Origin of the sequence: Pseudacidovorax sp. 1753, from assembly GCF_040544975.1 — a bacterium.
GTDB lineage: Bacteria > Pseudomonadota > Gammaproteobacteria > Burkholderiales > Burkholderiaceae_C > Xenophilus.
The window spans coordinates 17,833-41,455 of record NZ_JBEPKY010000029.1 but is presented as its reverse complement, the minus strand read 5'-3'; the positions used below and the strand labels follow the sequence as shown (position 1 = coordinate 41,455).

Sequence of the window (23,623 nt, the reverse complement as noted above, 5' to 3'; positions counted from 1 at the left end):
GGTGCGCTCCTTCCCTAGGCTTTTTCGATGTTGACGGTGAAGGACTTGTATTCGGGCGTCTGCGTGTTCGCATCTCCCACGAACGGCGTCAGCGTGTTCACCAGGTAACCCGGCTTGGCCACGCCCACGAATCCCCAGTGGTTCGGCAGGCCGACGGTGTGCACCGTCTTGCCGTCCACCTGCAGCACCGAGATGCGCTTGGAGACCAGCGCGACGGCCTTGATGTAGCCGCGCTTGCTCGACACCTTGACCCAGTCGCCATTGGCGATGCCCTTTTCCTTCGCCAGCACATCGCTGATCTCCACGAACTGCTGCGGCTGGATGATGGCCGAGGTCATCACGTTCTTCGTCCAGTAGTGGAAGTGCTCCGTCAAACGGTAGCTCGTCGCCACGTACGGGAAGTCCTTGGGCACGCCCAGGCGCTCCAGGTCGCCCTTGAAGATGCGTGCCGCCGGGTTGGCCCGCGCCACCTTGTTGTTGGGGTGCAGCGGGTTGTTCGGCAGCGGCGACTCGAAGGGCTCGTAGTGCTCCGGCAGCGGGCCTTCGGCCATGCCGGTGGGCGCGAACAGGCGCGCCACGCCCTCGGCGGTCATGATGAAGGGGCGCACCGCGTCCGGGTCGGCCGGGTTGGCGTCGGGGCGGATGTCCGGCACGTCGGCGCCGGTCCACTTGGCACCGTCCCAGAACACCAGCGGGCGCTTGGTCACCCAGGGCTTGCCGGTCTTGGGGTCGGCGGAGGCGGCGTTGTAGAGAACGCGACGGTTGGCCGGCCAGGCCCAGGCCCAGTCCTGCACCATGCCGATGCCGTAGGGGTCGGCATTGCCGCGGCGCGCCATCTGGTTGCCGGCCTGGGTCCAGGCGCCGGCATAGATCCAGCAGCCGCTGGCCGTGGAGCCGTCGTCGCGCAGCAGGCCGAAGCCGGCCAACTGCTCGCCGGCCTTGGCCAGCACCTTGGTCGGGTCCTTCGGATCCGTCAGGTCCGACAGCGCCTTGCCGTTGTATTCCATCGCCAGCTCCTCAGGGGAGGGCGAGGTCGGAATCTTGTAGTTCCAGGCCAGGTTGAGGATCGGATCCGGGAAGGCGCCGCCTTCCTTGGCATAGGCCGCGCGCAAGCGCGTGAACAGCTGGCCCACGATCTCGGTGTCGGCCAGCGCCTCGCCCGGAGGCTCGGCGCCCTTCCAGTGCCACTGCAGCCAGCGGCTGGAGTTGGTGACCGAGCCGTTCTCCTCCGCGAAGCAGGTGGAGGGCAGGCGGAACACCGTGGTCTGGATCTGCTTGGGATCGACGTCGTTGTGCTCCCCGAAGTTGCGCCAGAACTCGCTGGTCTCGGTCATCAGCGGATCGATGGTGACCAGGAACTTGAGCTTGGACAGGCTGCGCACGATCTTGTGCTTGTCCGGGAACGAGCCGACGGGGTTGAAGCCCTGGCAGATGTAGCCGTTGAGCTTGCCCTGGTCCATCAGCTCGAAGGCCTGGAGCACGTCGTAGAGCTTGTCGATCTTGGGCAGGTAGTGGAAGGCCCAGTCGTTCTCGGCCGTGGCCGCCTTGCCGAACCAGGCCTTCTGCATGCTGACGAAGAACTTGGGGTAGTTCTGCCAGTAGCTCATCTGGTTGGGCCGCAGCGGCTTGAGGGCGCGGGGCCTGTAGTAGTCGTCCAGCGTCTGCTCGGTGTCGCGGGCCAGCGAGAGGTAGCCGGGCAGCGAGTTCGACAGCAGGCCCAGGTCCGTCAGGCCCTGGATGTTGCTGTGGCCGCGCAGCGCGTTCATGCCGCCGCCGGGCGCGCCGATGTTGCCGAGCAGCAGCTGCACGATGGCGCCGGTGCGGATCATCTGTGAGCCCTGGCTGTGTTGCGTCCAGCCCAGCGCATACATGATGGTCATGGTGCGGCCGGGCACGCTGGTGCTGGCGATGTACTCGCAGACCTTCAGGAACTTGTCCTGGGGCGTGCCCGTGATGCGGCTGACCATCTCGGGCGTGTAGCGCGCGTAGTGGCGCTTCATGACCTGCAGCACGCAGTTCGGGTCCTGCATGGTCATGTCGACCTTCGCGTGTCCCTGCTCGTCGAGCGCGTAGCCCCAGCTCTTGTTGTCGTAGCTGCGCTTTTCGGCGTTGTAGCCGCTGAACAGACCGTCCTCGAACTTGTAGTCCGGGCCCACGATGAAGGGGGCGTTGGTGTAGTTGCGGACGTACTCGGTCTGGATCTTGTCCTGGCTCAGCAGATAGTGGATGACGCCGCCCAGGAAGGCGATGTCGGAGCCGGCGCGGATGGGCGCGTAGTAGTCCGCCACGGCGGCCGAGCGCGTGAAGCGCGGGTCCACCACGACGAGGCGTGCCTTGTTGTGCTTCTTGGCCTCGATGACCCACTTGAAGCCGCACGGATGCGCTTCTGCGGCATTGCCGCCCATGATCAGGACCAGATCAGCGTTCTGGATGTCCTGCCAATGGTTGGTCATCGCACCGCGGCCGAACGTCGGGGCCAGACTGGCCACCGTCGGTCCGTGTCAAACGCGGGCCTGGTTGTCGAAGACGAGCATTCCGAGCGAGCGGAATGCCTTGTGCGTGAGATAGCCGGTTTCGTTGGAGGAGGCCGAGGCACACAGCATGCCCGACGAGGTCCAGCGGTTGACCACCTGCCCGGCGGCATTGGTGGCCTGGAAGTTGGCGTCGCGGTCGGCCTTGAGCAGCTTGGCGATGCGGCCGAAGGCTTCGTCCCAGCTCACCCGTTTCCACTCGGTGCTGCCGGGCTCGCGCACCTCGGGGTACTTCAGCCGCATCGGGCTGTGCACGAAGTCGAGCAGGCCGGCGCCCTTGGGGCACAGGGTGCCGCGGTTGACGGGGTGGTCCGGGTCGCCCTCGATGTGAAGGATGGAGGCCTTCACGTTCTTGGCCTTGTCGCCCAGGCTGTACATCAGAAGGCCGCAGCCCACGGAACAGTAGGTGCAGGTCTGGCGCGTCTCGGTGGTGCGGGCCAGCTTGAACTGGCGGGTCTCGGCCAGTGCGGCGGTGGGCGAGAAGCCCAGGGCCACCAGGCTGGAGCCAACCAGGCCGGCACCGCTGACGCGGAAGAAGTGGCGGCGGTTCATGTCCATGACCGAACCTCCTGCAATGACACGGGTTTCGTGGGCTTCATCGTGGGTCGCGCTGTGATGCGTCTGTCGTGGGAATTCTTCGGGCCGCCGCCGGGGTGCTCGTCAGTTCTTGGGCGCCGCACCGTCGCCGCTGGACGGTGCCGGTGCGGGGCCATCGACGGTGTGGCCGCCAGCCGCCTGGCCTGCCGCCACCCCGCCGATGGCCGAACTGCCTTCGGCCGGGCCCTTGTGGGCGCCGGAGTCTACGCCCGCATGGGAGGGCGCGGGGTTGATGCCCTGGGGTGTCCCACTGGCGCCGGAGGTTGATGCGGCGGTGGGCGTCTCGGCCTTGGGTTTGGGGTCGCAGCCGGCCAGCAGGCCGCCAGCGGCGGCCAGGGTGGCGATGGCGAGGGCGGATCGGGCGAGGGCGTTCATGGGCTTCCTTGGACGTCGTATCGGTTGGGCCGCCATGGTTGCAGCGCCCGCCGCATGGCAGCGTCGGAAGACGCCGCGTCCGCCAGACCATCATGGCCGCCGGCCGCCCGGATGCGCATGCGGGAAATCCCTTCGGGATTGCCCCGCATTCCCGCGCGGCCGGGAGCGCTCGGCTATCGTGCGCCACTCCTATGAAAGACGCTCTCTTCCTTGGCTGGCGCACGCTGCGCCGCGACCTGCGTGCGGGCGAACTGCGCCTGCTGATCGTGGCCGTGCTGCTGGCCGTGGCGGCGTTGACGGCGGTGGGCTTCTTCGCCGACCGGCTCAAGGGCGGTCTGGCGCGCGACGCCCGCCAGTTGCTGGGCGGTGACGCAGTGCTGGTCACGGACAACCCGCCACCCCAGGCGCAGGTGGACGCGGCGCACGGGCAGGGCCTGCAGTCGGCCCTGACCTACGACTTCCCCACCATGGCCCGGGCGCCCGACGATCGCGGCGGCGCCAGCCGGCTGGTGGCGCTCAAGGCCGTGGCGGCCGGCTATCCGCTGCGGGGCAGCCTGCGCGTGGCCGATGCCGCCGGCGCGCCGGACGCCGCCACCCGCGACGTGCCGGCGCCCGGTGATGTGTGGGTCGATGCCAGCCTGCTCGAAGCCCTGGACCTGAAGGTGGGCGACACCCTGCTGCTGGGCGACGCCTCGCTCACGATCCGCCGTGTGCTGGTGATCGAGCCCGACCGTGGCGCCGGCTTCCTCAACTTCGCGCCGCGGGTCATGATGAACCAGGCCGATGTGGCCCGCACCGCCCTCGTACAGCCGGCAAGCCGCGTGCGCTACCGGCTCGCGGTAGCGGGCGAGGCACCGGCCGTCAAGCGCTTCTCGGACCAGGTCCAGCAGCGCCTGGACGCCGGCGAGCTGCGCGGTGCCCGGCTGGAGTCGCTGGACAGCGGCCGGCCCGAGATGCGCCAGACGCTGGACCGGGCCGAGAAATTCCTGAACCTCGTGGCCCTTCTGGCCGCGTTGCTGTCGGCCGTCGCCGTGGCGCTGGCGGCGCGCGGCTTCGCGGCCCGGCACCTGGACGGCGCCGCCATGCTGCGCGTGCTGGGTCAGCGCCAGCGCACCATCGCGGGTGCCTATGCGGTCGAGTTCGGCGTCATCGGGCTGGGCGCAAGTCTGGCGGGCGTGGCCATCGGCTATGCGGTGCACCATGTGTTCGTGCGCCTGCTGGCGGGGCTGGTCGACGGCGATCTGCCCGCGGCCACGGCCTGGCCCGCGCTATTCGGCGTGGGCATGGGGCTCACGCTGCTCTTCGCCTTCGGTCTGCCGCCGGTGCTGCAACTGGCCCAGGTGCCGCCGTTGCGCGTGATCCGCCGCGAGCTGGGCGCACTGCGGCCGGCGTCGGCGGCGGTGCTCGGGCTGGGCGTGGCCGGCTTCGCGGCCCTGCTGCTGGCCGCCAGCAGCGACCTCAAGCTCGGCCTGATCGCGGTCGGTGGTTTCGCCGGAGCGGTGGCGGTGTTCGCCGTGCTGGCCTGGCTGGCCGTGCTGATGCTGCGTCGCGTGGTCCGCGAAGGCAGCGCCCCGCGCTGGCTGGTGCTGGCCACGCGGCAGGTGTCGGCGCGGCCGGTGTATGCGGTGCTTCAGGTCAGCAGCCTGGCCGTGGGCCTGCTGGCGCTGATGCTGCTCGTGCTGCTGCGCACCGACCTGGTGGACAGCTGGCGCAAGGCCACGCCGCCCGATGCGCCCAACCGCTTCGTCATCAACGTCATGCCCGATCAGGCGCAGGCCTTCCAGGACGCGCTGCGCCAGGGCGGCGTGGCGCAGTACGACTGGTACCCGATGTTCCGGGGCCGGCTGGTGGCCATCAACGACAAGCCGGTCACGCCCGACGACTACAGCGAGGACCGCGCCAAGCGCCTGGTGGATCGCGAGTTCAACCTCAGCAATGCCGCCGACCGGCCGGGCCACAACAGCATCGTTCAGGGTGCGTGGACCTCCGGCGAAGCCAATGCCGTGAGCGTGGAAGAGGGCCTGATGGAGACGCTGGGCCTGAAGCTCGGCGACCGGCTGCGCTTCGACATCGGCGGCGTGACCAGCGAGGGCCGCATCACCTCGACGCGCAAGGTGGACTGGGGCTCGCTGCATGCGAACTTCTTCGTGATGTACCCGCTGGCGGCGATGCCGGCCGAGGTGCCCGTGACCTACCTGGCGGCCTTTCGGGCTCCAGAGCAACGAGGCTTCGACAACGCGCTGGTCCGCCAGTTTCCCAACGTGACCAACGTCGACATGAGCAGCACCATCGCCCAGGTGCAGCGCGTGCTGGACCAGGTGATCCGCGCAGTCGAGTTCCTGTTCGGCTTCACGCTCGCGGCGGGCCTGGTGGTGCTGTTCGCCGCGGTGAGCGCCACGCGCGAGGAGCGGGCGCGCGAGTTCGCCGTGATGCGCGCGCTGGGCGCCCGCGCCGCGCTGCTGCGCCAGGTGCAGCGTGCGGAGCTGGCCGGCACCGGACTGCTCGCCGGCCTGCTGGCCAGCATCGTGGCCTCGGCCATCGGCTGGGCGCTGGCGCGCTGGGTGTTCGACTTCCGCTGGACCGCCTCGCCCTTCGTGCCGCTGGGCGGCGCCATCGTGGGCGCGTTGCTGGCCCTGGGCGCCGGCTGGTGGAGCCTGCGCGAGGTGCTGCGCCGGCCGGTGGCCGCCACGCTGCGGCAGGCGGCCGAGTGAATGCCGGGCGGCTGGCACGCCGGGTGCTAAAGTCCCTGCGCCGTTGGCCGGGGTGCACTCGCGATGGCCCATCCGCTCGCCCATCGTGACCGCCTCCTCCCCCCAGTCCGACGCCCCTTCCGAAGATTCCAAGCAGGTGCGCGCCGCGCGCCGCGCCCTCGACATCATCGAGCTGGTGGCCGAGGCACGGCTGCTCAAGCATTCCGACATCGCCGCGCGGCTGGGCATTCCCAAGAGCACCACCACGCTCATCCTCGACACGCTGGTGCGCTCCGGCTACCTGCGCCGCGACGCCTTCAGCCGCGCCTATTCGCTGGGCTCGCGCATCCTCGGCATTGCCGGACGCTATCTCTCCGAAGCCGACATCGTGCAGATCAGCCAGCCTGTGCTCAGCCGGCTGGTGCTGGATGTCGATGAAAGCTGCTTCCTGGTGCAGGCGGAAGGCGACGAGGTGCTGGTGATGTGGCGCGAGGTCTGCCGGCGGCGCCTGACCTACATGTTCTCGCTGGGTGAGCGGGCCTCGATCACCGACACCGCCGGCGGCCTGGCCATGCTGGCGCTGCGCGGCATGGCGCAATGGGCGCCCACGCTGGCGCGCTGCGGCGTGCCTGCGGGTGCGGAGGCCGACGCGCTGCTTGCGCACCTGCGCGAGGTGGCCGATGGCGCCGTGGCCTTCCGCGCACCCGGCCGCATCCCGGAGGTCGCCTCGATGGCACTGCCCATCGTCAACTCCATGGGCGTGCCGCTGGCGGCGGTGTCGGTGGCGGTGCCGGCCCATCGACTCGATGCACCGCTGCGACAGCGTGTGGAGGCCGCGCTGCGCATCGCGCAGGAAGACATCGCAGGCCAGGCCCGCGCGCTCGGCCCTCAGCAGCCCAGCGCGTAGAGGCCGGCGAGCACGGCACCGGCGACCAGTCCGCTGCGCAGCACGAAGCCCCGGTTCCATCCCAGCGCGATCTCCCGCGGCGGCACGCCGGTCATGGCGCCAGCCAGCAGCAGCGTGGCGCTCACCGGCGACACCGTGATGGCCAGCGACCAGCCCAGTGTGAGCGCCAGCGCATGCGTGAGCGGCGCCGCCAGGGCCGAGGCGGTGCCCGCGAAGACCTGGGCCCAGATCAGCACGGCGATGGTGGGCGCCACGGAGAGCGAGGCCACCAGCGGAATGGACACCAGGCACAGCAGCGGCAGCAGCCAGCCGGGCAGGCCAGCACCGCCCGCGCCCAGGCCCGCCGCATGCGCGACGGCCAGCACGCCCTGGCCGATGAAGATGGCGGCCGAGAAGATGAAGATCTCGCTGCGGGTCTCGGTGAGGACCTCGAAGAAGTGCGACAGCGCTGCACGCGCGCCGGCACGGCCGTTCCGTCCGGCCGTGCGGGGGGCGCGGGATTGCGCCAGCGCCCATGCGAGGCTGAGCGCCGGAATGGTCAGGGTGGCGCAGGCCATGAAGCTCCAGCCGGTCGAGCCGTGCAGCAGCAGCGTGGCCAGGAAGAGCAGCACGCTCATGCCCAGGATGAGCCAGAGGGCGCGCCGGTCCGAGGGCGATGCCGGCACCGGCGTGGCGTCCGCGTCGGCGCCGGCGGGCGCGGCGCGGCGCTCGCTCCAGGCCTCCGCGCCCAGCACGAGTGCGGCCACCAGCATTCCGGTGCCGACGAAGGGCAGCACGCCCAGCTTGGGAAAGGCCGCGCTCACGATGGCGAAGCTGATCGCCATGGGCGACCAGGTGGTGGTCATGGCCAGGCCGCGGATCACGGCCGCCAGCATGCCGCGGGCGACGGGGCTCGTGCGCACATGCAGGCCTGCGCGCTCCAGCAGTTCGCCCATCATGGGCACCACGCCGAAGCTGAACATCAGACTCAGCCAGTGGCTGCCGAACAGCACGGTGCCGTGCCGCGCACCGGGGCTGGCGGCGAGCAGGGACGCGGCGGCGCGGCCCATCAGCGGCGAGCGGCGCATCGGCAGGCGCAGCGTCGCCAGGGCGGCCAGCAGCGCGGCGAACTGCGTGCTCTGCGCCACCGCGGCTTGCAGCACAGGGGCCGGCGCGGGCGCCAGCAGCCACACCAGCAACGCGCCGGGCACGGCGAGGCCGGCGAACAGCCGCGCCTGTCTGCTGACGCGCGGCCAGGCCGCCGCAATGAACACCGCCAGACCCAGCGCGGCGGCCACCTGCCAGGCACGGCCGCCCAGCACGGTCTGCAGGATGGTGCAGGCCGCCGTGATGGCCAGGCCGGCCTGGGCCAGGCGCTCGTGTGCCTTGGCGGGGCGCGCGAGCACGGTTGAACCTCCGGCTTCGCCTGCGACGCGGGAGCGCTCGGGAATGGCTGCGCCGCCGCTCACGCCGCTTCGAGGATGTTCACGGCCAGCGGCGGCCAATGCGCCCACACCTCGGTGCCGACGGAAAGCGGGGCCTGGCCGGCGCTCTCCTGCCGCACCAGCAACTGCTGCCCGTCGGGCAGCTGCACGGTGTAGTCCGAGGCATGGCCGTGGTAGATCGCCTGGGTCAGGCGGCCGCACACGCGGACCGAGGTGTCCTGGGCCTGCGGGGCCAGCCGGATGCGCTCGGGCCGCACGGCGATCTCCACCTCGGTGCCGGCGGGTAGCGCGCTGGCCGGCGCCTCGAAGCGCTGGCCGAAGGCGCTGAGCACGCTGCCCTGCGGGCCAGCCTGCTCCAGCCGCGCGCGCACGAAGTTGTCCAGGCCCATGAACTCCGCAACGAAGCGGTTGCGCGGCTTTTCGTACAACTCGGCGGGCGGGCCGACCTGCTCGATGCGGCCGCGGTTCATCACGGCCACGCTGTCGCTGAGCATCAGCGCCTCTTCCTGGTCGTGGGTGACGAACAGGGCGGTGATGCCCAGCTCGCGCGTGATGCCGTAGAGCTCGGTCTGCATGGCCTCGCGCAGCTTGCGGTCGAGCGCGCCGAAAGGCTCGTCGAGGATCAGGATGCTCGGCTCCACCACCAGCGCGCGGGCGATGGCCACGCGCTGCTGCTGGCCGCCCGAGAGCTGCTGCGGAAAGCGCTCGCCGAAGTCCTCCAGCCGCACCTGCGCCAGGGCACGCCGCACGCGGCGCTGCTGTTCGGCGCCGGAGACCTTGCGCATGCGCAGGCCGAAGGCCACGTTCTCGTTCACCGACATGTGCGGGAACAGCGCATGGCTCTGGAACACCATGCCGATGTTGCGCTTCTGCACCTCCAGCCGGGTGACGTCGCGCTCGTCGATCAGGATGCGACCGGCGTCGGGCGAAGAGAGCCCGGCCACGATGCGCAGCGTCGAACTCTTGCCGCAGCCGCTCGGGCCCAGCGGCGTGAGGAACTGCCCGCTGGGGATGTCCAGCGAGATGTCGTCGAGCACCAGCTGGCTGCCGTGGCTCTTGCGCAGGCGTTCGGCGCGGACATGGGCCATGCTCAGCTCCCCAGGATCTTCTTGAGGCCGAACACGCGCTCGACGCCCAGGGCGATGGCCAGCGTGGCCAGGATCAGCATGGCGGAGATCGCCGCGATGGACGGGTCGAAGTTGTATTGCATGTAGGACATGATGGCGATGGGCAGCGTGGTGTGCTGGGCGCTGCCGAGGAAGAGCGAGACCGAGACGTCGTCGAAGGAGAGGATGAAGCTCAGGATGGCGCCGGCCGCGATGGCGCCACGCAGCTGCGGCAGCAGGATGTGGCGCAGCACCTGCCAGCGCGAGGCGCCGAACACCATGCCGGCTTCCTCCAGCGTCGGGTCCATGCGGGCGAGCGTGGCCAGCACGGTGCGCAGCGTGTAGGGCAGCACGATCAGCGCGTGGCCCAGCAGCAGCCGCAGCGGCGCGTTGCCGATGCCCAGGCCCGCCATGGCCACCAGCACCGCGATGCCGATGACGATGCCCGGCACGATCAGCGGCGACAGGAACAGTGACTCCACCAGCGTGCGACCGGGCCAGCGCCCGCGCGCGATGGCGAAGGCCGCGGCCACGCCGACCGGCAGCACCACCAGCGTGGCCGCCGCGGCCAGCCAGAGGCTGGTGACCAGCCCGCCCATGAAGTTGTCCGAGGCCAGGGCGTCGCCATACCAGCGCAGCGACAGATCGGTGGGCGGAAAGCTGGGCACCGGGCCGCCGTTGAAGGACACGATCACCACCATCGCCAGTGGCGCGAGCAGGAAGACGTAGAGCAGCACGGTCAGCATCCGCATGCCGAGGGACAGGGCGCGGTTCATCGGCCGAGGCTCCATTGGCGCGTGTACCAGCGGCTCCAGCCCACCACGGCCAGCAGCAGGGCCAGCGTGGTGGCCAGCAGCACGGCCACCATGGTGGCGCCGAAATGCCAGTTCATCGTGACCGAGAACTGCTGGTAGATGAAGGTGGTCATCAGTCCCGAACGGCTGCCACCCATGAGCGCGGGCGTCACGTACGAGGACATCGACAGGCTGAACACCATGATCGTGCCGCTGGCCAGGCCCGGCACCGACAGGGGAAGGATCACGTGCCGGAAGACATGCCAGCGCGACGCGCCGAGCGTGGCCGCGGCCTCGGTGAGCAAGGGGTCGATGCGGTCCAGCGCACCCAGCAGCGAGAGCACCATGAAGGGCAGGAACACATGCACCAGCCCGATGAGCACGGCGGGCTGGGTGTACATGATGCGCAGCGGTTCGTCCTTGAGGCCGAGCGCCATGAGCGTGGTGTTGAGCGCGCCCTTGTCGCCCAGCAGCACGACCCAGCCGTAGGTGCGCGCGACGATGCTCACCAGCAGCGGCGCCAGGATCATCACCAGCAGCATGCCGCGCACCGATGGCCGTGCCCGCCACACCGACATGCCGAGCACCATGCCGAACACGGCCGTGAGCAGGGTGGTCAGCGCCGACAGCCACAGCGTGCGGCCGACGATGCCCAGGTAGAAGTCGCTGCGCATCAGCCGGGCGTAGTTGGCCAGCGTGAGCTCGCTCACTGGTGCGATGACGCCGGGCTCGGCCGGATTCAGGCTCATCCATAGCACTTGGCCCAGCGGCAGGAAGAGGCCGAGCACCAGCAGGGCCAGGCCCGGCAGCACCAGCAGGCCCACCGGCGGCGCGCGCCGGGCCGGCGCGACGACGGTCAGGGAGTCGGGCGCCAGCACGGCGGCGTGGGCACTCATGGGCTGGCCTCTGCCGGCAGTGCGTGGCTCTGCAGCGCCTGCGCGATGCGGGCCACGGGTTCGACCCGCGCGAAGTAGGTGCGCATCTGCTCGAGCGAGGCCTCGTGCAGCGCCACCACCGAGTTCTTCACGCCCACGGCGTCCTCCGCGACCACCACGTGGAAGTCCAGCATGGAGGCATCGCGCACCGTCGATTCGACGCAGCAGTTGGTGGTCACGCCGGCCACGATCAGTGTGCGGATGCCGCGGGCGCGCAGCATCACCTCCAGCGGCGTGTCGACGAAGGCGCTGAATCGGTGCTTGGTGATCTGCAGCTCCCCGGGCCGCGGCGCCACCGCTTCCAGGGCGCGGCCGCCCCAGCTGCCGGGCAGGCAGACCTCGACCTCGCCGGGCGCGAACTGGTGCGCGTCGTCCACCTCGGCGGCCGACAGGCTCCAGACGGCGCCCTCGCGCGTCAGCGCGCTCGGAAAGCGGTAGGGCGAGCCGACGTGGCGCACGTGCTGGCCGTACTCGGCATGCACATGCACGACGGTACAGCCGGCGGTGCGCGCCGCCTCCAGCAGGGCGGGCATCCGCGCCACGGCGGCCTGCACCAGCGGCATGGCCTCGCGTCGCCCGGTGGCGCCCTCGGGGCTCACGAAGTCGTTCTGCACATCGATCAGCAGCAGGGCGGTGTGGGCGGGGGCCAGGCGCTGCTCCAGCGTGCGCAGCCAGCGCGCATGCTTGACCTGCGGCTGCCAGCTGCGCGGGGCATCCGATCCTGCATGCCATCGCTGCACGATGGCATGCATCGTCGGGACGTCCACAGCGGCCTGCGCCTGGAGGCCTCGCGCGCGGGCATCGCGCAGCAGGCTGGCCAGGGCCAGGTCCAGCTGCAGGCCCGCCACCACCAACTGCTCGATCGCGTTGGCGCGCAGCAGCAGGTTGAGCGTGCTGGCGCCGAAGGCGCCGGTATCGGGCGCGCGGACCACGAACTCGTGCGGCCCGGGCTGCGGCGCCAGCGTCGGCGGCCAGGCGAAGGCGTGCTCCACCGGGGCGATGAACACGGTGAAGACCTGGGCGGCACGCGCGGCCTCCAGGAGCCCTGCCAGGTCCGCCAGCGCGGCCGGCTGCGCGTCGCGCAGCGTGGCCGTGGCGGGAATCACCAGTGCCGTGGCGAAGGGTGCGGCGTCCTGCACCACCTCTTGCGTGAGTTGCGCGGCGATCAACCTGCGATCTCCTGGTTCCAGCGGTCGGTGATCTCCGACATCTGCGGAATGACCTTGCCCCAGTCGAAGAGCTTGAGCTGCTCCAGCGCCGGCACGCGCTCGGCCGCCTTGCCGCTCAGGCGGGCCAGGCGGTTGGTGGGGCCGGCGATCACGGCGTTGCAGAAGGCCTCCTGCGCCTCCTTGCTCAGCGCATGGTCGATGAATTGCATGCACAGCTCGGCATTGGCCGTGTTGCGGGCCACGTGGTAAGAGACCATGCCCACCATCGAGCCGTCCTTGGGAAAGACGAACTTGACGGGTTTGCCGCTGTCGATGAGTGCGTAGGCCGGGATGTTGGTGGTCATCGCCACCACCGAGACCTCGCCGGTGTCGAGCATCTGCATCGCGTCGGTGGAGCCGCTGAAGAAGCGCCGGATGTTGGGACGCAGCTCGCGCAGGGCCTTGAAGCCAGGGTCGAGGTTGCTCTCGTCGCCGCCGCGCGTGCGGGCGGCGGCGACCAGCATCTCCCAGCTGCCCCAGACGCCGATGTGGGGCACCGTGACCCGGCCCTTGAGGGCCGGGTCCCACAGGTCGCTCCAGGCTTCGGGCGGCTTCTTCACCAGGTCGGTGCGGTAGGCGATGCCGTAGGCCACGTAGTCCAGGCCCACCGCCTCCTTGCGGAACTGGTCGAACCACATCGGGTGCACGTTGCGGATGTTGGGGATCTTGTCGGGCGACAGCGGCATGCCGATGCCCGCACGCACCGCCTTGATGCTGTCTGGATAGGGCAGCAGCAGCATGTCGATCTCCGGCCTGGCCCGGTTGACCATGCCGTTGGTCAGCCATTCGCTGGCGGTGCCCAGCTTGAGCGCGACCTTCACGCCCAGCTTCTTCTCGAAGCTGTCGACGATGGCGGCGCGGTAGTTCTTCTCCCAGACGCCGCCGAAGACGGTGGAGGTGAAGCCTCCCGCGGCCCGCGCCGGCAGGGCAAGACCCACCGTCAGCGAGGAGGCGGCGCCAAGGAAATGGCGTCGGGAGAAAGCGTCGCTCATGGTCATGCTCATCACTCCTTGTTCAATATATTGAACTGATTTCAATATGAAGAACTAAAACGAGCAAAACATGTGCCAGTGGTCGGCGGCGTTGGGGGCGTACGCGCGCACTGAATCTGGGCATTTGGCCGGGCGGCCGACAATCCACCGATGCAGATTCAGGAAAAGCCGCCCTATGACACCGTCTTCGAGTGGATCGGCGGCGAAGACAAGATCCGCGCCATGGTCGAGCGCTTCTACGACCTGATGGAACTGGAGCCCGGGTACGCCGATCTGCGCGCCGCCCACGGCCCCAGCCTGGACAACGCCCGGCAGCGGCTGACGTGGTTCCTCACGGGATGGATGGGTGGGCCGCAGCACTACACGGAGCGCTTCGGCCATCCGCGCCTGCGGGCGCGGCACATGCCCTTTCCCATCGGCATCAAGGAGCGCGACCAGTGGCTGGCCTGCATGGACCAGGCCATGGGCGAGACCGGCGTGCCCGAGGCGCTGCGTGCGCGCCTGCGCGACTCCTTCTTCCAGACGGCCGACTGGATGCGTAACAAGGGCGTCTGAGCGCCCCCGCGCGCTTGAAGCGCGCCCGCCCGCAGCGAGGCCGAGGGACGTGCCCTGAGCGCCTGGCCTGGCGCCCTCAGCGCCCCGCCGGCGCCAGCAGCACCACCAGCGCGCCGGCTCCGCCCTCGGCGGGCTTGGCCTGAACGAAGGCCAGCACTTCCTTCTTCTGGATCAGCCAGCGCTGCGCCTTGGTCTTGAGCACCGGCTGCTTGCCGGGCGAGCCCAGGCCCTTGCCGTGCACCACGCGCACGCAGCGCACGCCGTGGCGGTGGGCCTCGCGGATGAAGCCCCCCAACGCCTCGCGCGCTTCGTCGCTGCGCAGGCCATGCAGGTCCAGCTGGCGCTGGATGGACCAGTCGCCCGAACGCAGCCGGCGCGTCACGTCCAGGCCCACGCCGGGGCGGCGGAAGCTCATCTGGTCGTCGGCGTCCAGCAGCGTCGTCACGTCGAACTCGTCGCTGATCGCTTCGCGCAGCGCCTTGGCCTCGTCCAGGTGGAACTGCGTGGCCACCGGCGCCGGCCGCTCCTTGGCCAGCACGACCATGGGCTTGTGCTTGAGCGGCTTGGTGGCGCCCGTGTCGGCGCCGATGGCGCGGGCAAAGAGGTTCTGGCGTGCCTGGCGCTGCTCTTCCAGCTGCTTCTGGCGCAGGGCCTCGGCCGTCTCGCGCGCGCGGTCCTCGGCCAGCTGGCGCTGGACCTGCTTGAGGTCGGCCAAGCTCTTCAGGGCCGGGGTCTTGGGGGGCATCGGGGCAGTGTCTCACGGCCCCGCGGCAGGGGCGCCGCGGGTCAGACGAGTCCCTGCTGCGCCATCGACAGGAAGCGGCCCGGGCCCACGATCACATGGTCCAGCACGCGGATGTCGAGCAGGGCCAGCGCGGCCTTGAGCGCGTCGGTGAGCTGCTGGTCGGCCCGCGAGGGCTGCACGTCGCCGCTGGGGTGGTTGTGGGCCAGAACGACCGCCGCGGCGCCGTGGTGCAGGGCGCGCTGCACCACCTCGCGCGGGTAGACGCTGGTCTGTGCCAGCGTGCCGCGGAACAGCTCCTCCATCGCCAGCAGGTGATGGCGGGTGTCGAGAAACAGCACCGCGAACACCTCGTGCGGCTTGTGGGCCAGGTGCAGCTGCAGGTACTGCGCGACGGCATCGGGTGCCTCGAAAGCCGGGCGCTCGGTCAGCCGCTGCGCCATGGCGCGGCGGGCCAGCTCCATCACCGCGAGCAGCTCGGCCCGCTTGGCGGTGCCGCCCAGGCCGCGGATCCTGCGCAGGGCCTCGCCGTCGGCATGCAGCAGGCCGGCAATGCCGCCGCAGGCGTCGAGCACGTCCTGCGCAAGCTGCAGCACATGCCGGCCCGCCAGGCCGGTGCGCAGCAGCAGCGCCAGCAGTTCGGTGTCGCTCAGGGCGGCGGGCCCGCGCGCGAGCAGCTTTTCCCGCGGGCGCGCATCGGCCGGCAGGTCGTGGAATGCCATGAGGTTCCTCCCTTGGGGGTTGCGGCGTCGACGGCCCTACGGCACGGCGGCCCAACCCCCCTCCTTTAAACTCGCGGGCCAGTTTATCGGGGGCCTCCCTTGTCTTCGTCCACCCAAATCCCCGTGGTGCAGCCCGGCTCCTTCCTCACGCTGCACTACCGCCTGGCCGGCCCGGCCGGCGACATCATCAACACCTTCAACGACAAGCCTGCCACGCTGTCGCTGGGCGCAGGCGAACTCTCGCCTGCCGTCGAACAGCGCCTGCTGGGCCTGGAAGAAGGCACGCACACCACCTTCGATCTGCCGGCCGGCGAGGCCTTCGGCGAGCGCAATGCCGAGATGCAGCAATGGGTGGCGCGCACGCTGCTCGCGCAGCTGGGCGACCCCGACGAGCAGTACACCGTCGGCGACGTGGTGCAGTTCCCCACGCCCGATGGCGCGGGCAGCTATGCGGGCGCCGTGATCGCGCTGTCGGACAGCGCGGTGCAGTTCGACTTCAACCATCCGCTGGCAGGCCAGCCGGTGACTTTCGAGGTGCGCCTGATCGGCGTCCTGTGATGACCACCGGTACCGCGCTCAACGAAATCCTCCTGGCCGAGCCGCGCGGCTTCTGCGCCGGCGTGGACCGCGCCATCGAGATCGTGGAGCGTGCCCTCGCCAAGTTCGGCGCGCCGATCTATGTGCGTCACGAGATCGTGCACAACACCTATGTGGTGAACGAGCTCAAGGCCAAGGGCGCGATCTTCATCGAGGAGCTCGACGAGGTGCCGCCCGGCGCCACGCTGGTCTTCAGCGCCCACGGCGTGAGCAAGGCGGTGGAGAACGAGGCCCGCGCGCGCGGCTTCTCGATCTTCGACGCCACCTGCCCGCTGGTGACCAAGGTGCATGTCGAGGTGGCCAAGTTGGCGAAGGAAGGCTACGAGTTCATCATGATCGGCCACAAGGGGCACCCCGAGGTCGAGGGCACGATGGGCCAGCTCTCCAGCGGCATCCATCTCGTCGAAGACGTGGAGGACGTCGCCCGCGTGCAGCCCGGCCAGACCGACAAGCTCGCCGTCGTCACCCAGACCACGCTGAGCGTGGACGACGCCGCCGAGATCGCCGCTGCCGTGCGGGCGCGCTTTCCCAAGGTGCGCGAGCCCAAGCAGCAGGACATCTGCTACGCCACGCAGAACCGGCAGGACGCGGTCAAGCTGCTGTCGCCGCAGGTCGACGTGGTGATCGTGGTGGGCAGCCCCACCAGCTCCAACAGCAACCGCCTGCGCGAGCTGGCCGAGCGGCTGGGGACGCCGGCCTACATGGTCGACTCGGCCGCCGAGCTAGAACCGGCCTGGTTCGAGGGTCGCAGCCGGGTGGGCCTGACGGCCGGCGCCTCGGCGCCCGAAGTGCTCGTGGCCGAGGTCATCGAGCGCATCAAGTCGCTGGGGGCGGTGTCGGTGCGCAGCCTGCCGGGCGTGGAGGAGCATCTCAAGTTTCCGCTGCCCAAGGGCCTCAAGCTGGACGACCAGCCGCCGTTGCAGCACATCTCCTGATCCTTCCCGGACGCCATCCGCAGCGCGCAGGCGCGCGGCGCGAGGTCTCCCGCCAGCCGGCCGCATGATGCGGCCGGTGCCACTTATGGACCACCCATGACGACTTCGACCTCTTCTTCGCACGATTCGCCCGACTCCGTGAGCTGGCGCGCCGACATCGAGGCGGCCGCCCAGCGCCTGCAGCGGCAGGGCCGCGGCTTCGTGCGCGAGACGCCGCTGTGGCGACTGCCCGCCTCGGCCCTGGGCCTGGACGCGCCCGGCGCCGAGGTCTGGCTCAAGCTGGAGCACCTGCAGTCCGGCGGCAGCTTCAAGGCCCGCGGCATGATGAACCGCCTGCTGGCCAACCCCATTCCCGAGGCGGGTGTGATCGTCGCTTCCGGCGGCAATGCCGGCATCGCCACCGCGGGTGCGGCGCGCGCGCTGGGCGTGCCCTGCGAGGTCTTCCTGCCCGGCGTCTCGCCCGAAGCCAAGCGCCAGAAGCTGCGCGACCTGGGTGCCACGGTCAACGTGGTCGGCCAGCTGTATGCCGATGCGCTCGAAGCCTGCCTGGCCCGCCAGCAGGCCACGGGCGCGCTGCTCACCCATGCCTACGACCAGCCCGAGGTGGTGGCCGGCGCCGGCACGCTGGGCCGCGAGATCGAGGCCCAGGCCGGCGGCGTGCCCGATGCGGTGCTGGTCAGCGTGGGCGGCGGCGGCCTCATCGGCGGCCTGGCCGGCTGGTTCGAGAACCGCACGCGCGTGATCGCGCTGGAGCCCGAGGGCTCGCCCACGCTCTACCGTGCCCGAGAAGCCGGCGAGCCGGTCGACGTGGCCGTGGGCGGCCTGGCCGCCGATTCGCTGGGCGCGGGCCGCATCGGCCGCATCGCCTGGGAGATCGCGAAGCAACATGTGCCCGAGGCGCTGCTGTTGACCGAGACCGCCATCCGCGACGCGCAGCAATGGCTGTGGAAGGAGATGAAGCTGGCCGTCGAGGCCGCCGCCGCGCTGCCGCTGGCGGCGCTGCACAGTGGCGCCGTGCGCCTGCAGCCCGGCCAGCGCGTGTGCCTGATCGTGTGCGGCGCCAACGTCGATCCGGCGACGGTCGCCTGAGTCCGGTGCGCACACCATGAGCCTGCCTTCCTGGCGACTGCTGCTGCGCCGCACGGCGCGGCGCATCTGGTTCCGCTCGGTCGTCTTCAGCCTGGTGGCCGTGCTGCTGGCGGTGGCGGCGCGCTACCTGGCGCCCTGGCTGCCGGAGCACTTCGAGGGCAACATCGGCCAGGACTCGGTGGGCGGCATCCTGCAGATCCTGGCCTCGTCGATGCTGGCGGTGACCACCTTCTCGCTCACGGCCATGGTGTCGGCTTATTCCTCCGCCACCACGCTGGCCACGCCGCGCGCCACGCAGCTGCTGATCCAGGACCCGACCTCGCAGAACGCGCTCTCGACCTTTCTGGGCGCCTTCCTGTTCTCCATCGTTGGCATCATTGCGCTCTCGACCGGCTTCTACGGCGACCGCGGGCGGGTGATCCTGTTCGTGGGCACGCTGGCCGTGGTGGCGCTGATCGTGTTCACGCTGCTGCGCTGGATCGCGCACCTGACGGCCTTCGGCCGCATGTCCGACGTGATCGACCGCGTGGAGCGCGCGGCCATCGACGCCATCCGCGACTGGCGCGAAGCGCCGCACCTGGGTGGGCATCCGGCCGTGGTGGTGCCGGCCGAAGCCTGGCCGGTCTTCGGCGAGCGGACCGGCTACGTCACCCATGTGGACGTGGGCGCGCTGCAGCGCATCGCCGCGCAGGCCGACCTGCGCCTGCACGTGGCCGTGCTGCCCGGTACGCTGGTGCATCCACAGCGGCCGCTGCTGCGGGCCGAAGGCGCTGGCGACGACGACTGCCGCGCCGCGCTGGCCCGTGCCTTCACCGTCGAGCGCCACCGCAGCTTCGACCACGACCCGCGGCTGGGCCTGGTCACCCTGGCCGAGATCGGCAGCCGCGCGCTGTCGGCGGCGGTCAACGACGCGGGCACCGCCATCGAAGTGATCGATGCGCAGCACCGCGCCTTCCGGGCGGTGCTCGAGCGCACTGACGATGCATCGGACGCGACCGAGTGCGACCGCGTCTTCGTGCCGCTGCCCACCACGGCCGACCTGCTGGAAGACGCATTCCGCCCGCTGGCGCGCGACGGCACCGGCGCCATCGAGGTATCGATCCGCCTGCAGAAGACGCTGGCCGCGCTGGCCGGGGCCGCGCCCGCTCACGCCCAGGCCATCGACGCCATGGCCCGCCAGGCCTTCGAGCGGGCCAGCGCCGCCTTTGCCAGCGACGCCGACCGCGATGCGCTTACGCAGGCGACGCAGGGCCGTTTCCTACAATGAGCCGATGCTCGACATCACTCTCCTGCGCAAGGACCTGCCTTCGGTCGTCGCGCGCCTCGAATCCCGCAAGAAGAACCAGCCCTACCTCGACGTCGCGCGCTTTTCCGCCCTGGAAGCCGAGCGCAAGCAACTGCAGACGCGCACCGAGGAAATCCAGGCCCGCCGCAACGCGCTGAACAAGCAGATCGGTCCGCTCAAGGCCAAGGGCGAGTCGGTCGATGCGCTGATGGCCGAGGTCAACGCGCTCAAGGCCGAGATGGAGTCGTCCGCCGTGCGCCTCGACGCGCTGCAGCCCGAACTGCAGACCCTGTTGCTGGCGGTGCCCAACCTGCCGCACGAGAGCGTGCCGCAGGGCGAGGACGAAGCCGGCAACGTGGAAGTGCGGCGCTGGAGCCCGCAGGGCGGGGAGGGCGGCAACGCCCCCCAGCTCGGCTTTACGCCGCGGGACCATGTGGAACTGGGCGAACCGCTGGGCCTGGACTTCGAGATGGGCGTCAAGCTGGCCGGCTCGCGCTTCACCGTCATGAAGGGGGCCATCGCCCGCCTGCACCGTGCGCTGGCGCAGTTCATGATCGACCTGCAGACCGAGCAGCACGGCTACACCGAGTGCTACGTGCCCTACATCGTCAACGGCGAGACACTGCGCGGCACGGGCCAACTGCCCAAGTTCGAGGGCGACCTCTTCGCCGCCAAGAAGGGCGGCCAGGATGGCGAGCCGGTGCCCGACCTGTCCGCGCTCTACCTCATTCCCACCAGCGAGGTGCCGCTGACCAACTTCGTGCGCGACACCGTCGTGCCCGAGTCGCAGCTGCCGATCCGCCTGACGGCGCATACGCCCTGCTTCCGCTCCGAAGCGGGCAGCGCCGGCCGCGACACGCGCGGCATGATCCGCCAGCACCAGTTCGACAAGGTCGAGATGGTGCAGATCGTGCACCCCGAGAAGAGCTACGACGCGCTGGAAGAGATGACCCGCCATGCCGAGGCGGTGCTGCAGGCGCTGGAGCTGCCCTATCGCGTGGTGCTGCTGTGCACCGGCGACATGGGCTTCGGCTCGTCCAAGACCTATGACCTGGAAGTGTGGATTCCGGCGCAGGCCACCTACCGCGAGATCAGCTCGGTCTCCAACTGCGAGGCCTTCCAGGCGCGCCGGCTGCAGGCCCGCTTCAAGAACGCGCAAGGCAAGAACGAGCTGCTGCACACCCTCAACGGCTCCGGCCTGGCAGTGGGCCGCGCGCTGGTCGCGGTGCTGGAGAACCACCAGCAGGCCGACGGCAGCATCGCCATTCCGAAGGCGCTGCGCCCGTACCTCGGCAACCAGGCCGTGCTGCGCGCCTGATCGAATCGCTGCGGCCGCTTCCCAGCGGGCCCAAAGCCTGGCTATAATGCAAGGCTTCGACTGAATCGCACAGCTTGTGGAGAGGTGGCAGAGTGGTCGAATGTACCTGACTCGAAATCAGGCGTACGGTTTCCCCGTACCGTGGGTTCGAATCCCACCCTCTCCGCCAGTCACCGTCCATGACGGTTCCAGAAAGCCCGGTAGCGTCCTGCTCACCGGGCTTTTTCATTGGGTCTCCAACGCCATCCTGATTTGCTCTCCTTCCATGAAGCTGGGGTGGGGTGCTGTTCCCGCCTGGGTCGGAGCTGTCAGGGTGTGGTTTGTGACGGTCGCGCACAAAATCCGGGCATGACCTCCCAGGACGTCCGTACTCAAGAGATCGAACGCCTCCAGCGCGCCCGCGCACAGTGGCGCCATGTGGGCGACGCCCGCCCTCCGTTCGCCCAGACGCCAGCCCCGGGCCAGGAATCGGTCTGGGACTACCCGCGCCCGCCGCGCATCGAGGCGGACTCGCGCGAGATCGTGGTGTGCTGCGGCGATGCGGAGATCGCGCGGACCCGCAATGCGCTGCGGTTGCTCGAAACCGCCAGCCCGCCGACTTTCTACCTGCCGCGCGCCGATGTGCGGGCCGATGCGGTGGTGCCGGCCGCAGGAACGTCGTACTGCGAATGGAAGGGCGAGGCGCGCTACCTCACCGTCGTTGCGGGCACCCACCGGTTTGAAGCAGCGGCGTGGTTCTATCCAGAGCCGGAGCCGACCTACGCCGCACTGCGCGACCACCTCGCGTTCTATCCGCAGCAACTCGCCTGCTGGGTGGATGGCGTTCGTGTGGTGCCTCAGCCCGGCCGCTTCTATGCGGGCTGGATCACGCCCGAGGTCGTGGGCCCCTTCAAGGGCGAGCCCGGTTCGGCCGGTTGGTGACGCGCAGACGGCCGCGGCGTCGCCGTCAGCGCGAAGGCCGCTGGTAGCCGCCCTCGATCCACGCGGCGGCGCTGTCGGCATTCAGTTTGAAGGTCGGCGGCACGCGCGCTTCGCCGAGCGCCTCGCCCGCCTCGTCCATCGCGCGCAGGATGGCGTAGGGGTTGTCCTCGTCCGGCACGATCTGCAGCGACACGCGGATGCGCTCGGAGCCCGCGCCAACGCTCACGCTCTTGTTCAGCCGGGCATGCAGTTGCTGCTCGTGCCGGCGCAGCACCTCGTTGGCGGTCTTGACCAGAGTATGGAAGGCGGCCGTGTCCAGGGGCTTGGGGTTCTTCTTGTCGCGGCCCATGGTCCAGGGGCCGACCAGTGCCGGCTCCGCATCGCCCTGCCGTGTCATCGACACCGCCCAGCCGTCGTCGTCTTCGTTCTTGATCACGCGCGCGGTCCAGCGCTCGTCGCTCCACAGCGTGGGCTCCTGGATGGGAGCGGTCGGTTCGGTCATGGGCACAGGGTCGGGAGAAAGGTGAGTGCAGAGGGGGCGCCCCGATGAAGTGGGACGCCGAGTCGTTCGGATGCCGAGGCGCCAGAAGAGCATGCGTGGCGCAGGTCGTGCTGCGTCCGGATGCCCCGGGGCCGCCCCGGTCTGGGGCGCGCTATCTTAGGCCGAGGTCACATGCCTCCATGGGCCCGCTGCGGGCAGAGGCTCGCCATCGAGCGCATCAGCTCGCGGCCACCGCCCTCAACCCATTGGCAGCACCGACAGGTCGAACACCCGCTCTACCAGCCACACCAGCGCCAGCATCGCCGCCAGCACCGATCCACCGTGCAGCACCATGGGCACATAGCCGCCCCAGCGCCGAAGGCCCAGCAGCACCAGCATGGCGATGCCCACGACCAGCAATTGCCCCGCCTCCACGCCCAGGTTGAACTGCAGCAGGGCGCTGGCGAAGGCGCGGGTGGGCAGGTCCAGCTCGGCCAGGGCCCCCGCGAAGCCGAATCCATGGATCAGCCCGAAGCCAAAGCTGAAGAAGCGCCGGCGCGTGCCGAGCAGTGGCCGCAGGTTGTCCAGCGCCGCCAGCAGGATGGTGGCGGCGATGGCCGGTTCGACGATGCGCGGCGACAGGCTCACGACCTTGAGCGCCGCCAGTGCGAGCGTGAGCGAATGCGCCAGGGTGAACAGCGTGACCCAGCTCACGATGGGCCAGAGGGCATCGCGCCAGCGGCCCACCGGCGTCCACCCCGCGGCGCTGCGGCGCATCACCGCCGGCAGCAGCAGGCACAGCAGGAAGAGCAGGTGGTCGTAGCCGATCAGGATGTGGTGCAGGCCATCGGCGAAGAAGCCATGTCCGCCCGCGGGTGGCGGCGCCTCGTCGGAGGGCCAGCGCACCTGCACCGGGCCACCGCCCGGGTCGAGCGAGCGAACGCTGGCGCTCGGGGCGGCCGTGTCGCTCGCCGCGCCGAGCCGCAGCAGGCCGCGGTGGGTGGGGTCGACCTCGCGCAACAGCCGGTAGTCGATGGTCAGCAGGTCGGTGTCGGCGCAGTCGCTGTCGAAGCGCAGCGCTAGGTAGGCGCCGTCCACCCGCTCCTCGATGCCCTCGGCCGGGCCCGGCCGCAGGATGCAGCGGCCCTGCTGCAGCTGCAGCCGCGCCCTGGCGTAGGCCATGATGTCCGGCAGGCGTCTGCGCACCTCGCCCCATTGCAGGCGCTGGTCCTGGTCGGCGTCGAGGTCCAGGGCGGCGTCCAGGTCGCGCAGGGCGATGTCCCATCGGATGGCGAGCCGAGGCCCTTCCCGGGTGATCCACAGATACGCGTCGCTGGACTTGTGCGCCAGTGCGGGCAGGGGGCACAGGAGCGCGGACAGCGCCAGGAGTGCCATGAGCAGCAGCGGGCGCATGGCGCG

The 23,623-nt window shown here is 70.3% G+C and carries 21 protein-coding genes and 1 tRNA gene; 10 read left to right on the top strand and 12 right to left on the bottom strand.

The genetic code is table 11. The annotated features are described in order from the left end of the window. Positions 1–14 precede the first annotated feature (14 nt). A complete protein-coding gene (fdnG, locus tag ABIC63_RS26985) occupies positions 15–3,089 on the bottom strand; it encodes a formate dehydrogenase-N subunit alpha (RefSeq protein ID WP_354322020.1) in 3,075 nt (1,024 codons plus the stop codon). A 102-nt stretch (positions 3,090–3,191) separates the two neighbouring features. Further along, the gene (locus ABIC63_RS26980; protein WP_354322019.1) at positions 3,192–3,503 is read right to left on the bottom strand and encodes a hypothetical protein; all 312 of its coding nucleotides are present in this window, start codon (positions 3,501–3,503) and stop codon (positions 3,192–3,194) included. A 191-nt stretch (positions 3,504–3,694) separates the two neighbouring features. Between ABIC63_RS26980 and ABIC63_RS26975 the strand changes: the two genes are divergently transcribed. Beyond that, complete coding sequence (locus ABIC63_RS26975; protein ID WP_354322018.1) at positions 3,695–6,214, top strand: ABC transporter permease; 2,520 nt, start codon at positions 3,695–3,697, stop codon at positions 6,212–6,214. Between the two features lie 85 nt (positions 6,215–6,299). After that, positions 6,300–7,100 (top strand): IclR family transcriptional regulator, encoded by an 801-nt coding sequence (locus ABIC63_RS26970; RefSeq protein ID WP_354322017.1) that lies wholly within the window; start codon positions 6,300–6,302, stop codon positions 7,098–7,100. On the opposite strand, the gene ABIC63_RS26965 is transcribed toward ABIC63_RS26970, so the two are convergent. Genes ABIC63_RS26965 through ABIC63_RS26940 form a run of 6 tightly spaced genes read right to left on the bottom strand, consistent with a single transcriptional unit; the run spans position 7,082 to position 13,565 of the window. Continuing rightward, entirely contained in the window at positions 7,082–8,485 is a 1,404-nt protein-coding gene (locus ABIC63_RS26965) for a hypothetical protein (protein WP_354322016.1), read from the bottom strand. The two genes, ABIC63_RS26970 and ABIC63_RS26965, sit on opposite strands and share 19 nt — an antisense overlap. 59 nt (positions 8,486–8,544) lie before the next feature. Continuing rightward, positions 8,545–9,612, bottom strand: coding sequence for an ABC transporter ATP-binding protein (locus tag ABIC63_RS26960; RefSeq protein ID WP_354322015.1), 1,068 nt, complete (start codon positions 9,610–9,612; stop codon positions 8,545–8,547). 2 nt (positions 9,613–9,614) lie between these two features. Further along, the gene (locus ABIC63_RS26955) at positions 9,615–10,406 is read right to left on the bottom strand and encodes an ABC transporter permease (protein ID WP_354322014.1); all 792 of its coding nucleotides are present in this window, start codon (positions 10,404–10,406) and stop codon (positions 9,615–9,617) included. Continuing rightward, positions 10,403–11,320: an ABC transporter permease gene (locus ABIC63_RS26950; RefSeq protein WP_354322013.1), complete on the bottom strand. Its 918-nt coding sequence runs from the start codon at positions 11,318–11,320 to the stop codon at positions 10,403–10,405. Before ABIC63_RS26950 ends, ABIC63_RS26955 begins: the two co-directional genes overlap by 4 nt. Further along, complete coding sequence (locus ABIC63_RS26945) at positions 11,317–12,528, bottom strand: isochorismatase family protein (RefSeq protein WP_354322012.1); 1,212 nt, start codon at positions 12,526–12,528, stop codon at positions 11,317–11,319. Before ABIC63_RS26945 ends, ABIC63_RS26950 begins: the two co-directional genes overlap by 4 nt. Then, a complete protein-coding gene (locus ABIC63_RS26940; RefSeq protein WP_354322011.1) occupies positions 12,525–13,565 on the bottom strand; it encodes an ABC transporter substrate-binding protein in 1,041 nt (346 codons plus the stop codon). Before ABIC63_RS26940 ends, ABIC63_RS26945 begins: the two co-directional genes overlap by 4 nt. Before the next feature lie 144 nt (positions 13,566–13,709). On the opposite strand from ABIC63_RS26940, the gene ABIC63_RS26935 reads away from it, so the two are divergent. Then, on the top strand, positions 13,710–14,114 hold the full coding sequence (locus ABIC63_RS26935; RefSeq protein WP_354322010.1) for a group II truncated hemoglobin: 405 nt from the start codon (positions 13,710–13,712) through the stop codon (positions 14,112–14,114). Positions 14,115–14,190: 76 nt separating this feature from the next. Here ABIC63_RS26935 and ABIC63_RS26930 read toward each other — a convergent pair whose 3' ends face one another. Further along, positions 14,191–14,859, bottom strand: coding sequence for a Smr/MutS family protein (locus tag ABIC63_RS26930; protein ID WP_354322009.1), 669 nt, complete (start codon positions 14,857–14,859; stop codon positions 14,191–14,193). A gap of 41 nt (positions 14,860–14,900) precedes the next feature. Beyond that, complete coding sequence (radC, locus tag ABIC63_RS26925; RefSeq protein ID WP_354322008.1) at positions 14,901–15,578, bottom strand: RadC family protein; 678 nt, start codon at positions 15,576–15,578, stop codon at positions 14,901–14,903. A gap of 99 nt (positions 15,579–15,677) precedes the next feature. Between radC and ABIC63_RS26920 the strand changes: the two genes are divergently transcribed. The 7 genes from ABIC63_RS26920 (at position 15,678) to ABIC63_RS26890 (ending at position 21,723) form a co-directional block, all read left to right on the top strand. After that, positions 15,678–16,136 (top strand): FKBP-type peptidyl-prolyl cis-trans isomerase, encoded by a 459-nt coding sequence (locus tag ABIC63_RS26920; protein ID WP_294378438.1) that lies wholly within the window; start codon positions 15,678–15,680, stop codon positions 16,134–16,136. Then, on the top strand, positions 16,136–17,110 hold the full coding sequence (gene ispH / locus ABIC63_RS26915) for a 4-hydroxy-3-methylbut-2-enyl diphosphate reductase (RefSeq protein WP_354322007.1): 975 nt from the start codon (positions 16,136–16,138) through the stop codon (positions 17,108–17,110). The genes ABIC63_RS26920 and ispH overlap by 1 nt, the downstream gene beginning before the upstream one ends. Before the next feature lie 96 nt (positions 17,111–17,206). Then, complete coding sequence (locus ABIC63_RS26910; protein WP_354322006.1) at positions 17,207–18,199, top strand: threonine/serine dehydratase; 993 nt, start codon at positions 17,207–17,209, stop codon at positions 18,197–18,199. Between the two features lie 16 nt (positions 18,200–18,215). Beyond that, complete coding sequence (locus ABIC63_RS26905) at positions 18,216–19,466, top strand: DUF2254 domain-containing protein (RefSeq protein ID WP_294378445.1); 1,251 nt, start codon at positions 18,216–18,218, stop codon at positions 19,464–19,466. A gap of 4 nt (positions 19,467–19,470) precedes the next feature. Then, positions 19,471–20,802, top strand: a complete 1,332-nt coding sequence (serS, locus tag ABIC63_RS26900; RefSeq protein ID WP_354322005.1) for a serine--tRNA ligase — start codon at positions 19,471–19,473, stop codon at positions 20,800–20,802. A 78-nt stretch (positions 20,803–20,880) separates the two neighbouring features. After that, positions 20,881–20,971, top strand: a tRNA-Ser gene (locus tag ABIC63_RS26895). Between the two features lie 179 nt (positions 20,972–21,150). After that, the gene (locus ABIC63_RS26890) at positions 21,151–21,723 is read left to right on the top strand and encodes a DUF427 domain-containing protein (RefSeq protein WP_354322004.1); all 573 of its coding nucleotides are present in this window, start codon (positions 21,151–21,153) and stop codon (positions 21,721–21,723) included. Positions 21,724–21,748: 25 nt separating this feature from the next. On the opposite strand, the gene ABIC63_RS26885 is transcribed toward ABIC63_RS26890, so the two are convergent. Further along, positions 21,749–22,225: a hypothetical protein gene (locus tag ABIC63_RS26885; RefSeq protein ID WP_354322003.1), complete on the bottom strand. Its 477-nt coding sequence runs from the start codon at positions 22,223–22,225 to the stop codon at positions 21,749–21,751. Positions 22,226–22,462: 237 nt separating this feature from the next. Beyond that, positions 22,463–23,617 (bottom strand): HupE/UreJ family protein, encoded by a 1,155-nt coding sequence (locus ABIC63_RS26880; RefSeq protein WP_354322002.1) that lies wholly within the window; start codon positions 23,615–23,617, stop codon positions 22,463–22,465. Positions 23,618–23,623: the final 6 nt, after the last annotated feature.

Excerpts from the sequence above, each read along its gene's own strand:
- ABIC63_RS26930 (WP_354322009.1), bottom strand. The coding sequence starts at position 14,859 with ATGCCCCCCAAGACCCCGGCCCTGAAGAGCTTGGCCGACCTCAAGCAG.
- ABIC63_RS26940 (WP_354322011.1), bottom strand. The coding sequence starts at position 13,565 with ATGACCATGAGCGACGCTTTCTCCCGACGCCATTTCCTTGGCGCCGCC.
- ispH (WP_354322007.1), top strand. The coding sequence starts at position 16,136 with ATGACCACCGGTACCGCGCTCAACGAAATCCTCCTGGCCGAGCCGCGC.
- ABIC63_RS26960 (WP_354322015.1), bottom strand. The coding sequence starts at position 9,612 with ATGGCCCATGTCCGCGCCGAACGCCTGCGCAAGAGCCACGGCAGCCAG.
- serS (WP_354322005.1), top strand. The coding sequence starts at position 19,471 with ATGCTCGACATCACTCTCCTGCGCAAGGACCTGCCTTCGGTCGTCGCG.
- ABIC63_RS26950 (WP_354322013.1), bottom strand. The coding sequence starts at position 11,320 with ATGAGTGCCCACGCCGCCGTGCTGGCGCCCGACTCCCTGACCGTCGTC.
- ABIC63_RS26975 (WP_354322018.1), top strand. The coding sequence starts at position 3,695 with ATGAAAGACGCTCTCTTCCTTGGCTGGCGCACGCTGCGCCGCGACCTG.
- radC (WP_354322008.1), bottom strand. The coding sequence starts at position 15,578 with ATGGCATTCCACGACCTGCCGGCCGATGCGCGCCCGCGGGAAAAGCTG.
- ABIC63_RS26955 (WP_354322014.1), bottom strand. The coding sequence starts at position 10,406 with ATGAACCGCGCCCTGTCCCTCGGCATGCGGATGCTGACCGTGCTGCTC.
- ABIC63_RS26910 (WP_354322006.1), top strand. The coding sequence starts at position 17,207 with ATGACGACTTCGACCTCTTCTTCGCACGATTCGCCCGACTCCGTGAGC.
- ABIC63_RS26890 (WP_354322004.1), top strand. The coding sequence starts at position 21,151 with ATGACCTCCCAGGACGTCCGTACTCAAGAGATCGAACGCCTCCAGCGC.
- ABIC63_RS26935 (WP_354322010.1), top strand. The coding sequence starts at position 13,710 with ATGCAGATTCAGGAAAAGCCGCCCTATGACACCGTCTTCGAGTGGATC.
- ABIC63_RS26885 (WP_354322003.1), bottom strand. The coding sequence starts at position 22,225 with ATGACCGAACCGACCGCTCCCATCCAGGAGCCCACGCTGTGGAGCGAC.
- ABIC63_RS26905 (WP_294378445.1), top strand. The coding sequence starts at position 18,216 with ATGAGCCTGCCTTCCTGGCGACTGCTGCTGCGCCGCACGGCGCGGCGC.
- ABIC63_RS26880 (WP_354322002.1), bottom strand. The coding sequence starts at position 23,617 with ATGCGCCCGCTGCTGCTCATGGCACTCCTGGCGCTGTCCGCGCTCCTG.
- ABIC63_RS26980 (WP_354322019.1), bottom strand. The coding sequence starts at position 3,503 with ATGAACGCCCTCGCCCGATCCGCCCTCGCCATCGCCACCCTGGCCGCC.